The following is a 10665-nucleotide window of genomic DNA, read 5'->3' as shown; positions in this document are numbered from 1 at the left end:
GGCCGGACGCGGACGCCGAGGCGTGGACGGCGGCGGCCGGCGGGAGCATCAGCACCCCGGCGAACAGCACCGGGAAGAAGGTGTTCACCCCGGGCCGGGCGGGCGTCCGCTCGGGCAGCGCCGGCCGGCGCAGCAGCCGGCGCACCAGCACCAGGCAGGGCGTGGGCAGGCCCTGGGCCAGGGACTCCCAGCAGCCGTGCAGGAAGGCCAGCAGCGCGACCTTGGGCCAGTCCACCGGCGCGCCGAGCCAGTGCGGCCCCCCGGGGGCGGCCGCGGCGGGCAGCAGCGGCACCAGGCAGCACAGCGCCGCCACCGGCACCACCACCAGGTAGCGCGCCGCCCCTCGCGGCAGGGTCGAGCCTCCACAGTCGGTAGCGATCTCGACCTCCCCGCCGTACGGACCCCGTGTTGCCTCAGCGCGTCGGGCGGACCGACGGTGAGTGTCCGTCAGGAGAATAGGCCGCCCTCCGGACATGGGGACGCATGATGGCGCAATGGCGCAGTTGGCGCACCGCCAGCTCACTCGAACGAGTGACGGCGCATGCGAGCAGAACGGGAGCGGCCCCGGGAGTGTGTACTCCCGGGGCCGCTGTTGCCCTTGCCCTGAACCCGCCCGACACCCGCCCGGACGTGCCCGAACCGTCCGGCCCGCCCTCGCCGGCGGGCCGCGGGGCTACCGCCCCCGGCGGTCGACCAAGGAGTCGGCCGCCGTACGGGCGTTCGCCCGACGGGTCGTCACTCCGCGGGGGCGCCGGCCTCGACCGGAGCGCCCGAGCGCCCGGCCGTCTCCGCCTCGCCCGCCCCGCCCGGCCTGGGCGCCGGCCGGGCCGACTCGACGTGCAGCTCGACGGTGGTCTCCACGGCGACCACCACCTGCTCGCCCGAGCGCTGCCCGGCCCGGATCGAGTCGATCCTGGCCAGCACCTTGCTGCGCAGGTCGGTCGGGGTGTCGTCGCACCCGCAGGAACGCTTGATCAACGCCTTGATCGCCTGCTCCAGCCCGTACTGCTTCAGGCAGGGTGAGCACTCCTCGAAGTGCACCCGCAACTTGGCGCAGTCACCCTCGGCCATCTCGTTGTCGAGGAATTCATAGAGGTGGTCGAGGACCTCGCCACACTCGGTTTCGTGCGGATCGCCGCAGCTCATGAGCCCGAGCCCTTCGCTTCCTGCCCTGCCCCGCTGCCGGCCGGGACGAGCCCGCGCTCACGGGCGTAATCCTCCAGCATGCCGCGCAGCTGACGGCGGCCGCGGTGCAGCCGGGACATCACCGTACCGATGGGAGTACCCATGATGTCCGCGATCTCCTTGTACGCAAAGCCTTCTACGTCCGCGAGATAGACGGCGATCCGGAATTCCTCCGGGATGGCCTGGAGCGCGTCCTTCACATCGCTGTCGGGGAGGTGGTCGAGCGCCTGGGTCTCGGCCGAGCGCAGACCGGTCGACATGTGCGACTCGGCCCGGGCCAGCTGCCAGTCCTCGATCTCCTCCGCCGCGGTGCGCTGGGGCTCCCGCTGCTTCTTGCGGTACGAGTTGATGAACGTGTTGGTGAGGATGCGGTACAGCCAGGCCTTGAGGTTCGTCCCCTCACGGAACTGGTGGAAGGACGCGTACGCCTTGGCGAACGCCTCCTGGAGCAGGTCCTCCGCGTCGGCCGGGTTGCGCGTCATGCGCAGCGCCGCCGAGTACATCGGATCCAGGTAGCCCAGGGCGTCGCGCTCGAAGCGCTCCCGCCGGGCCTCCTCGCTCTCCTCCGCCGACACCCGGTAGGTGTCCTCACCGATCGCCTCGGCCAGCTCCTCACCGGTGAGCGCCTCGCCCGCGGGCAGGGCGTCGCCCGGGCCACGGCCCGGATCGGCCTCGTGCTCGGTCCCGACGACCGGACCCACCTCCTCGGCATGACGGGCACGGCCCACGGCGGGCCGCCCAGAAATGGAGGATATCGGGCTGACGGGCTTCTCGCCCGCGTCGATCCAGTCCGACCAGGAGGGGGCGAACGCCGCGGTGGCCTCGCGCTCCTCAGGCCGTTCGGGGCACGCGATCGAACCCATCTGCCCTGCCTCTCACCGGTGACTCCTGCTGACGGAGACGACAACCACACGCGCCCCGCCCGCATTCCCGTCCCCGGGCGCCATTCACTCGCACGAGTGAGCGAATGGAAACTCCCTGCTCACGGCCCCGAAGCCGGAGCCGGAGCCGGAGCCGGACCGCCCCACGGCCTCACACCAGCCGCAGCACCCAGTCCCCCACCGCGGAGCAGATCAGGTCCAGCACCTCGTCCTGCCCCACCGGCGCCCGCTTGGGCACCTCGAAGCCGTGGCTGCCGTACGGCACCGTCACCAGCTCGTGCCCCTGCGGCAGCTCCGGGAACTCCACCGGCCCGCCGAACGGGTCCGCCGCGCTCTGCACCACCAGCGTCGGCAGCCCGGACCCCAGCAGCTCCTCCGCCCGGCTCCTCTCCGGCCGGCCCGGCGGGTGCAACGGGAACGCCAGCGCCACCACCCCGACCGCCCCGGTCGCCGCGCCCGTCCGGCAGGCCACCCGCGCCCCCGCGCTGCGCCCGCCGACCACCAGCGGCAGCCCCTGCCCGGCCAGCCGCTCGGCCACCGGCCGCCAGCCCGCGTCCAGCGTCTTCGGCGCCGGGCCCAGCCTCCGGCCCGCCACCCGCCAGGGCTGCTCGACCAGCGCCACGGTGATCCCCCGGGCCGGCAGCTTCGCGGCCAGCGCCACCAGGTCCCTGGCCTCGATCCCGCCGCCCGCGCCGTGGCCGAGGGCCAGGACGGCCACCGGCTTCGCGGCCCGGTGGTAGGTGATCCGGGCCTCCCCGGCTCCGGTGGGGACCGCTTCGGTGCGGACCGGTTCGGTGGTGCTCATCTCGACGTCTCCCGGAACGTTCGCAAAAGGTCGGAACAGGCGGCTCAGAACAGGGTGGTCTCGTACTCGGGCTCGGCCCACGGCTCCTTGAGCTCCGGGCCGTTGTTGCGGATGCTGCCGACCGCCGGCGACACCGGGGTGGCCACCAGCGCGCCCGGCGGCGGGGGTATCAGCAGCCGGCGCAGCCCGTCCGGGTCGGTCAGCCGCGGGTCCAGCCACTCGTCCCAGTCCCCCCGGTCCAGGAACAGCGGCATCCGCTCGTGGATCGGCGCCAGCAGCTCCTCGGCGTCCGTGGTGACGATCGTGAACGTCACCAGCCAGGCCTCCGGGTGCCCCGGCGGCACCGCCCGGTTGCGCCAGAACTCGTACAGCCCGGCCAGCGCCAGCGGGACACCGTCCGCCCGAGACACGAAGTACGGCTTCTTGCGGGCCTTGCCGCGCTCCCCCGGGACCGTCTGCCACTCGTAGTAGCCGTCCACCGGCAGGATGCACCGGCGGGCGGCGAAGGCCTGCCGGTACGAGGGCTTCTCGTGCACCGTGTCCGACCGGGCGTTGATCATCTTCACCGCCGTCTCGGCGGAGTTCGACCACTGCGGCACCAGCCCCCAGCGCAGCACCCGCAGCTGGCGCACCGGCCGCAGCCGCTCCCGGCCCAGCCGCTCCAGCACCACGAACGCGCTGTTGGTCGGCGCGACGTTCCAGTTCGGGTCCAGGGTCTCCTCGGGGTCCCAGTGCTCGACGCCGAACAGCTCGACGACGTCCCCGGGCTTGCTGCTCGCTGCGAACCGACCGCACATGCGGGCCAGCTTGCCATGCCGCCGCTCCTCAGGACCTGTTCATCCCCGGACCAGAACCACCCCCTGCCTCCCGCCCGTCCCCGCATGGGAGGCTGCCCCGAACGGCCCACACGGCGGCCCGGTACGACGGACGGAGGCGGAGAGACCCCGATGAACGCGAACGACCAGACCCTCGGCGACCTGTGGAACCAGGTGACCGGCACCCAGGCCGCCCCGCCCGGCTGGCTGGTCCTGGCCACCGGCGCCGCCGCCCTGCTCACCGTCCTGGCCCGCCCGCTCTGGCACGTCGCCCGCAACGCCGTGACCATCGCCCACGAGGGCGGCCACGGCCTGATCGCCCTGGTCACCGGCCGCAAACTGGCCGGCATCCGGCTGCACTCGGACACCTCCGGACTCACCCTCTCCTACGGCCGCCCCACCGGCCCCGGCATGGTCCTCACCGCCGCCGCCGGCTCCACCGCCCCCGCCCTGCTCGGCCTCGGCTGCGCCGCCCTGCTCGCCGCCGACCGGATCACCCTGCTGCTCTGGCTGGCGATCGTGCTGCTGCTCGCCCTGCTCCTGCGCATCCGCAACGCCTTCGGCTTCCTCACCGTGCTGGTCGCCGGCGGCGCCTTCTTCCTGGTCTCCTGGTTCGGCAGCGCCGAGGTCCAGGCCGGCTTCGCCTACCTCGGCTGCTGGTTCCTGCTCCTCGGCGCCGTCCGCCCCGTCCTGGAGCTCCAGCACCAGCGCCGGATCGGCTGGGCCCGCGACTCCGACGCCGACCAGCTCGCCCGGCTCACCCACGTCCCCGCCCTCGCCTGGGTCACCGTCTTCCTGCTCGTCGCCCTCGCCTGCCTCGCCCTCGGCGCCGCCTGGCTGCTCCAGCCCCTGCAGTGAGCCCACCGGGCCTCCCGCCGCCCGGCCGCGCGCCGAGAACGTTTCCGTACGGCCCCTAGACTTGCCCCATGACCGAGACCCTGTGGCCCGCCCCCGTCGCGACCAGCCCCGTCGACGCCACCGTCACCATCCCCGGCTCCAAGTCGGTCACCAACCGGGCCCTGGTGCTGGCGGCCCTCGCCGACGGGCCGGGCTGGGTGCGGCGCCCGCTGCGCAGCCGCGACTCCCAGCTGATGGCCGACGGCCTGCGCGCCCTCGGGGTCACCATCGAGGAGAAGGTCAACAACGACTCCGGCGGCACCGGCGGCGGCGAGGCCTGGCGGGTCATCCCCGCCCCCGCGCTGCTCGGCCCGGCCTCGGTCGACGTCGGCAACGCCGGCACCGTGATGCGCTTCCTGCCCCCGCTGGCCGTCCTGGCCGACGGCCCGGTCCACTTCGACGGCGACCCGCGCTGCTACGAGCGCCCCCAGCACGGCGTGATCAACGCCCTGCGCGCGCTCGGCGCCCGGATCGAGGACGGCGGCCGCGGCGCCTTCCCGCTGACGGTGCACGGCACCGGCTCGCTGGACGGCGGCCCGGTCGAGCTGGACGCCTCCTCCTCGTCCCAGTTCGTCTCCGCCCTGCTGCTCTCCGGCGCCCGCTACAACCACGGCATCGAGGTCCGCCACGTCGGCGGCCCGGTCCCGTCGCTGCCGCACATCCGGATGACCGTGGAGATGCTGCGGCTGGCCGGCGCCCAGGTCGACGCCCCCGAGGACGGCGGCGAGAAGGACGTCTGGCGGGTCACCCCGGGCGCCGTGATCGGCCGCGACCTGGTGGTCGAGCCGGACCTCTCCAACGCCGCGCCGTTCTTCGGCGCCGCGCTGGTCACCGGCGGCCGGGTCACCGTGCGGGACTGGCCCAAGCACACCTCCCAGCCCGGTGACCAGCTGCGCGAGATCTACACCCGGATGGGTGGCGCCTGCGAGTTCACCGACGAGGGCCTGCAGTTCACCGGCACCGGCCGGATCCACGGCATCGAGGCCGACCTGCACGACGTCGGCGAGCTCACCCCGGTGATCGCCGCCGTCGCCGCGCTCGCCGATTCCGAGTCCCACCTGTACGGCATCGCGCACCTGCGCCTGCACGAGACGGACCGGCTCGCCGCGCTCGCCAAGGAGATCAACGACCTGGGCGGCGACGTCACGGAGACCGAGGACGGTCTGCGGATCCGCCCGCGCCCGCTGCACGGGGGCGTCTTCCACACCTACGAGGACCACCGCCTCGCCACCGCCGCCGCCGTCCTCGGCCTCGCCGTCCCCGGCGTGGAGGTCGAGAACGTGGCCACCACCGCCAAGACCCTGCCCGACTTCCCGGGGATGTGGGCCGAACTGCTCGGCGAAGCGGCGGAAGCGACGGCGGGCGTCTGAGCGGAGACTGAGCACATGCGCCGCTACGGCAAGGACGCCGACGAGGACGACATCCGCAACCGCCCCGCCCGCCGGGGGTCCCGGCCGCGGACCCGGATCCGGCCCAAGCACGAGGACGCCGCCGAGGCGATGGTGCTGACCGTCGACCGCGGCCGGGTCACCTGCCTGGTCGACCCGGGGACGAAGCAGGAGCGCGAGGTCGTCGCCATGAAGGCCCGCGAGCTGGGCCGCAAGGGCGTCGTCGTCGGCGACATGGTCAACCTGGTCGGCGACCTCTCCGGGGACGCCGACACCCTGGCCCGGATCGTCCGGGTCGAGGAGCGCGGCTCGGTGCTGCGGCGCACGGCGGACGACGACGACCCGTACGAGCGGATCGTGGTCGCCAACGCCCAGCAGCTGGCGATCGTCACCGCCCTGGCCGACCCGGAGCCGCGCCCCCGGCTGATCGACCGCTGCCTGGTGGCGGCCTACGACGCGGGCATGGAGCCGCTGCTGGTGCTCACCAAGTCCGACCTCGCGCCGGCCTCGACGCTGCTGGACTCGTACGCCCCGCTGGGCATCACGTACGTGGTCACCCGCCGCGACGAGCTGGAGACCACCGGCGCCGAGGCCGTCCGCGAGCACCTGCGCGGGCTGTCCACGGTGTTCATCGGCCACTCGGGCGTCGGCAAGACCACCCTGGTCAACGCGCTCGTCCCGGACCGCCAGCGGCAGACCGGGCGCGTCAACGCGGTGACCGGCCGCGGCCGGCACACCACCGTCTCCGCCCTGGCGCTGCGGCTGCCCCCGCCGCCCGGCGCCAAGCCGGGCTCGAAGAAGGCGCTGAACCCCGGCTGGGTGATCGACACGCCCGGCTTCCGCTCCTTCGGCCTCTCGCACATCGACCCGTCCCGGGTCATCCTCGCCTTCCCCGACCTGGAGCCCGGCACCGTCGACTGCCCGCGCGCGTGCAGCCACGACGAGCCGGACTGCGCGCTGGACGCCTGGGTCGCCGAGGGCCACGCCGAGGCCGCCCGGCTCTACTCGCTGCGCCGGCTGCTGGCCAGCAAGGAGGGCGAGCTCGACTGAGTCCGGCCGGGCCGGGCCCGTCCCCGGGTTCGGGGCCGGTGGCCCGTTCGAGGTGTCGGAGCGGGCTCACCTGGCGATCATAGGAAGGTCGGACCGTACCCGGTCCGACCTTCGATCGACAGGGAGGGCACGCGATGGCATGGGCCCTGGTGGTCCTGGCCGGCCTGCTGGAGACCGGCTTCGCGATCAACCTCAAGCTCAGCGAGGGTTTCACCAGGCTCTGGCCCACCATCAGCTTCTGCGTGTTCGCCCTCGGCAGCTTCGGCCTGCTCACCCTCTCGCTGAAGACCCTGCCGGTCGGCCCCGCCTACGCGGTGTGGACGGGCATCGGCGCGGCCGGCACCGCGATCTACGGCATGGTCTTCCTGAACGAGACCAGTTCGGTCCTCAAGCTGGTCTCGATCTCGCTGGTGATCGCCGGCGTCATCGGCCTCCAGCTCAGCGGCACGGCCCACTGAGCGGCTAGGGTTTCGGGCATGGCCGATTACCACGACGACCTCCGACTCGCCCATGTCCTCGCCGACTCGGCCGACTCGGTCACCCTGGAGCGCTTCCGCGCCCTCGACCTGAAGGTCGAGACCAAGCCCGACCTCACCCCGGTGAGCGACGCCGACAAGGCCGCCGAGGAGCTGGTGCGGAGCGTGCTCCAGCGCGCCCGCCCGCGCGACGCCGTCCTCGGCGAGGAGTTCGGCCTCCAGGGCTCGGGCCCGCGCCGCTGGGTGATCGACCCGATCGACGGCACCAAGAACTACATCCGCGGCGTCCCGGTCTGGGCCACCCTGATCGCCCTGCTGGAGGACGGCCCGGACGGCGTCGAGCGCCCGGTGGTCGGCATGGTCTCCGCCCCCGCGCTCCAGCGCCGCTGGTGGGCGGCCAAGGGCCTCGGGGCGTTCGGCGGCCGCAGCCTGGCCAAGGCCTCCCGGCTGCACGTCTCCGGCGTCTCCCGGATCGAGGACGCCTCCTTCTCCTACTCCTCGCTCACCGGCTGGGAGGAGCGCGGGCGCCTCGACCCGTTCCTGGACCTCACCCGCGCCTGCTGGCGCACCCGCGCCTACGGCGACTTCTGGTCCTACATGATGGTCGCCGAGGGCGCCGTCGACATCGCCGCCGAGCCCGAGCTGTCGCTGTGGGACATGGCGGCCAACTGCATCATCGTCGAGGAGGCCGGCGGCCGCTTCACCGGTCTGGACGGCGTCCCCGGCCCCGGCGGCGCCGACGCCGTCGCCTCCAACGGCCTGCTGCACGAGGAGGCCCTGCGCCGGCTGGGCGTCTGAGCCGGATCCTCGGGCCGAGGCGTGCGCGGGCCCCGGTGACCTGTGGGAGCAGGTCACCGGGGCCCGCCGTTCTCGCCCGGGTGCGCGGGGCTACTGCTTGCGCAGCTCCCGGACCGCCGCGTCCAGCCGCTGCCCGAAGTCGGCGTCGGCCTTGCGGAAGTTGTCGACCGCCCGCTCCACGATGTCCTCGCGGTCGGCCGAGACCTTGGCGATGAAGCCCGCCAGGTTGGCGACCAGGCGCTGCTTCTCCTCCTCGGAGAACAGCCGGTAGAGGTCGCCGGCCTGCACGAAGTCGTCGTCCTCGGCGTGCGAGGGCGCGATGTGGTTGCCGGTGAGGCCGTCGACGGCGGTTGCGGCCCACAGCGGACGGCCGGTCTGCACCGGGCCGCCGAAGCTGTTCGGCTCGTAGTTCTTCTGCCGGCCGTGGCGGCCGTCGTACAGGTAGCCGTCCCGGCTGTTGGTGCGGGCCTCGGTGGCGTGCGGACGGTTTACCGGCAGGTGGTCGGCGTTGATGCCGACCCGGTAGCGGTGGGCGTCGGCGTACGCGAACAGGCGGCCCTGGAGCATCTTGTCCGGGGACGGGCCGATGCCGGGCACGAAGTGCGCCGGGGAGAAGACCGACTGCTCGACCTCGGCGAAGACGTTGTCGGGGTTGCGGTTGAGCTCCAGCTTCCCGATCTCGATCGGCGGGTAGTCGGCGTGCGGCCAGACCTTGGTCAGGTCGAAGGGGTTGAAGCGGTAGTTCGCCGCGTCGGCCGCCGGCATGATCTGGACCTGCACCGTCCAGCTGGGGAACTCGCCGCGCTCGATCGACTCGCGCAGGTCGCGCTGGTGGCTGTCCGGGTCCTCGCCGGCGAGGGTGTTGGCCTCGGCCTGGGTGAGGTTGCGGATGCCCTGGTCGGTCTTGAAGTGGTACTTGACCCAGAAGTGCTCGCCGGCCTCGTTCTGCCACTGGTAGGTGTGCGAGCCGTAGCCGTTCATGTGCCGGTACGAGGCCGGGATGCCGCGGTCGCCGAACAGCCAGGTCACCTGGTGGGTGGCCTCGGGCGACAGGCCCCAGAAGTCCCAGACGTTGTCCGCCTCCTGCGAGCCGGTGTACGGGTCGCGCTTCTGGGTGTGGATGAAGTCGGGGAACTTGATGGCGTCCTTGATGAAGAACACCGGGGTGTTGTTGCCGACGAGGTCGTAGTTGCCCTCCTCGGTGTAGAACTTCAGCGCGAAGCCGCGCGGGTCGCGCACGGCGTCGGCCGCGCCGAGGTTGCCCGCCACCGTGGAGAAGCGCAGGAACGTCTCGGTCTGCTTGCCGACCTCGGAGAGGAACGCCGCCCGGGTCCAGGGCGTCAGGTCGGCGGTCACGGTGAAGGTGCCGTACGCGCCGGCGCCGCGGGCGTGCACCACGCGCTCCGGGATCCGCTCGCGGTTGAAGTGCGCGAGCTTCTCGAACAGCAGCTGGTCCTGGATGAGCGCCGGGCCCCCGGGGCCCGCCGTCTCGGTGTTCTGGTTGTCGGCGACGGGGGCACCCGCCTCCGTGGTCAGGGTCGGGCGCAGCTCGTCCTGGGTCGTCATGGGAGTGCCTCCGCGGTATCCGGTCGTGATGACACGATCCTAACTTGGACTTTGTCCAAGTCAATACTGGAACCAATCTCGGAGGGTGACCTACTCTGGAGGGCATGAGCGACCTGCTGGAGAGACTGCGCGCGAGAGGCTGGCGGCTGACCTCGCAGCGCCGGGTCGTGGCCGAGGTCCTGGACGGCGAACACGTCCACCTCACCGCGGACGAGGTGCACGCCCGCGCGACGACCCGACTGCCGGAGATCAGCCGCGCCACCGTCTACAACACGCTCGGCGAACTCGTCGCCCTCGGCGAGGTCCTGGAGGTCGCCGCCGACGGCCGCGCCAAGCGCTACGACCCCAACGCCCACCGCGCCCACCAGCACCTGATCTGCTCGGGCTGCGGCGCGATCCGCGACGTCCAGCCGCAGGGCGACCCGCTCGCCGCCCTCCCCGCCGCCGAGCGCTTCGGCTTCACCGTCACCGCCGCCGAGGTCACCTACCGCGGCCTGTGCCCGAACTGCCGCCCCTAGCCCGCCGGTTGCCCCCTGCCTCCCGGCTACCCCCAGCCGCCCCGGCCGAACCGCCGCCCCCAGCCGCCCGGTTGCCCCGCTACGCGCTCAACTCCGCGTTCAGCGCGCCCAGCAGCCGCCCGGCCCGCTCCGCCACCTCGGCCGGCCCGGAGTCGATCGCCCGCCGGCACCAGTTCTCCGCCTGCATCGGCTCCCCGCGGCGCAGCGCCAGCAGCGCCAGGCGCAGCGCCGCCCGGCCGTGCCCGGCGTCGGCGGCCCGGGTGTACCAGAGCATCGCCTCGGCCTC

At 73.3% G+C, this 10665-nt stretch carries 11 protein-coding genes and 2 pseudogenes; 6 read left to right on the top strand and 7 right to left on the bottom strand.

The genetic code is table 11. The features are described from left to right. The 5 genes and pseudogenes from AE652_RS24425 to AE652_RS24405 form a co-directional block, all read right to left on the bottom strand. Positions 1-313: pseudogene (locus tag AE652_RS24425) on the bottom strand (hypothetical protein); the annotation flags it as partial. Positions 314-735: 422 nt separating this feature from the next. Continuing rightward, positions 736-1146, bottom strand: coding sequence for a mycothiol system anti-sigma-R factor (gene rsrA / locus AE652_RS24420; RefSeq protein WP_079271878.1), 411 nt, complete (start codon positions 1144-1146; stop codon positions 736-738). After that, on the bottom strand, positions 1143-2048 hold the full coding sequence (locus tag AE652_RS24415) for a sigma-70 family RNA polymerase sigma factor (protein ID WP_074001401.1): 906 nt from the start codon (positions 2046-2048) through the stop codon (positions 1143-1145). The genes rsrA and AE652_RS24415 overlap by 4 nt, the downstream gene beginning before the upstream one ends. Positions 2049-2217: 169 nt before the next feature. After that, on the bottom strand, positions 2218-2871 hold the full coding sequence (locus AE652_RS24410) for an alpha/beta family hydrolase (RefSeq protein ID WP_049655065.1): 654 nt from the start codon (positions 2869-2871) through the stop codon (positions 2218-2220). A 44-nt stretch (positions 2872-2915) separates the two neighbouring features. After that, complete coding sequence (locus AE652_RS24405) at positions 2916-3668, bottom strand: SOS response-associated peptidase (RefSeq protein ID WP_049655063.1); 753 nt, start codon at positions 3666-3668, stop codon at positions 2916-2918. 150 nt (positions 3669-3818) lie between these two features. Between AE652_RS24405 and AE652_RS24400 the strand changes: the two genes are divergently transcribed. The 5 genes from AE652_RS24400 to hisN all read left to right on the top strand — a co-directional run bounded on the left by AE652_RS24400 (position 3819) and on the right by hisN (position 8295). Next, positions 3819-4544: a M50 family metallopeptidase gene (locus AE652_RS24400; protein ID WP_049655062.1), complete on the top strand. Its 726-nt coding sequence runs from the start codon at positions 3819-3821 to the stop codon at positions 4542-4544. Positions 4545-4612: 68 nt separating this feature from the next. After that, the gene (gene aroA, locus AE652_RS24395) at positions 4613-5953 is read left to right on the top strand and encodes a 3-phosphoshikimate 1-carboxyvinyltransferase (RefSeq protein ID WP_049655060.1); all 1341 of its coding nucleotides are present in this window, start codon (positions 4613-4615) and stop codon (positions 5951-5953) included. Between the two features lie 15 nt (positions 5954-5968). Beyond that, positions 5969-7021, top strand: coding sequence for a ribosome small subunit-dependent GTPase A (rsgA, locus tag AE652_RS24390; RefSeq protein ID WP_049655059.1), 1053 nt, complete (start codon positions 5969-5971; stop codon positions 7019-7021). Between the two features lie 134 nt (positions 7022-7155). Then, a complete protein-coding gene (locus tag AE652_RS24385; protein WP_049655057.1) occupies positions 7156-7479 on the top strand; it encodes a multidrug efflux SMR transporter in 324 nt (107 codons plus the stop codon). A gap of 18 nt (positions 7480-7497) precedes the next feature. Further along, positions 7498-8295: a histidinol-phosphatase gene (gene hisN / locus AE652_RS24380; RefSeq protein WP_049655055.1), complete on the top strand. Its 798-nt coding sequence runs from the start codon at positions 7498-7500 to the stop codon at positions 8293-8295. 90 nt (positions 8296-8385) lie between these two features. Here hisN and AE652_RS24375 read toward each other — a convergent pair whose 3' ends face one another. Beyond that, positions 8386-9861: a catalase gene (locus tag AE652_RS24375; protein ID WP_049655054.1), complete on the bottom strand. Its 1476-nt coding sequence runs from the start codon at positions 9859-9861 to the stop codon at positions 8386-8388. 104 nt (positions 9862-9965) lie between these two features. Between AE652_RS24375 and AE652_RS24370 the strand changes: the two genes are divergently transcribed. Continuing rightward, positions 9966-10379: a Fur family transcriptional regulator gene (locus tag AE652_RS24370; RefSeq protein WP_049655052.1), complete on the top strand. Its 414-nt coding sequence runs from the start codon at positions 9966-9968 to the stop codon at positions 10377-10379. A 79-nt stretch (positions 10380-10458) separates the two neighbouring features. On the opposite strand, the pseudogene AE652_RS24365 reads toward AE652_RS24370, so the two are convergent. Further along, positions 10459-10665: pseudogene (locus AE652_RS24365) on the bottom strand (sel1 repeat family protein); the annotation flags it as partial.

The organism is Kitasatospora sp. MY 5-36 (assembly GCF_001182915.1).
Classification (GTDB): Bacteria; Actinomycetota; Actinomycetes; order Streptomycetales; family Streptomycetaceae; genus Kitasatospora.
Note: the sequence above shows the minus strand (reverse complement) of the source record. Positions and strands in the feature narration are given on the sequence as shown.

Bases quoted from the DNA above. Each gene is read 5' to 3' on its own strand.
- AE652_RS24375 (WP_049655054.1), bottom strand. From the start codon at position 9,861: ATGACGACCCAGGACGAGCTGCGCCCGACCCTGACCACGGAGGCGGGT.
- AE652_RS24385 (WP_049655057.1), top strand. From the start codon at position 7,156: ATGGCATGGGCCCTGGTGGTCCTGGCCGGCCTGCTGGAGACCGGCTTC.
- AE652_RS24370 (WP_049655052.1), top strand. From the start codon at position 9,966: ATGAGCGACCTGCTGGAGAGACTGCGCGCGAGAGGCTGGCGGCTGACC.
- rsgA (WP_049655059.1), top strand. From the start codon at position 5,969: ATGCGCCGCTACGGCAAGGACGCCGACGAGGACGACATCCGCAACCGC.
- aroA (WP_049655060.1), top strand. From the start codon at position 4,613: ATGACCGAGACCCTGTGGCCCGCCCCCGTCGCGACCAGCCCCGTCGAC.
- hisN (WP_049655055.1), top strand. From the start codon at position 7,498: ATGGCCGATTACCACGACGACCTCCGACTCGCCCATGTCCTCGCCGAC.
- AE652_RS24405 (WP_049655063.1), bottom strand. From the start codon at position 3,668: ATGTGCGGTCGGTTCGCAGCGAGCAGCAAGCCCGGGGACGTCGTCGAG.
- AE652_RS24415 (WP_074001401.1), bottom strand. From the start codon at position 2,048: ATGGGTTCGATCGCGTGCCCCGAACGGCCTGAGGAGCGCGAGGCCACC.
- AE652_RS24410 (WP_049655065.1), bottom strand. From the start codon at position 2,871: ATGAGCACCACCGAACCGGTCCGCACCGAAGCGGTCCCCACCGGAGCC.
- rsrA (WP_079271878.1), bottom strand. From the start codon at position 1,146: ATGAGCTGCGGCGATCCGCACGAAACCGAGTGTGGCGAGGTCCTCGAC.
- AE652_RS24400 (WP_049655062.1), top strand. From the start codon at position 3,819: ATGAACGCGAACGACCAGACCCTCGGCGACCTGTGGAACCAGGTGACC.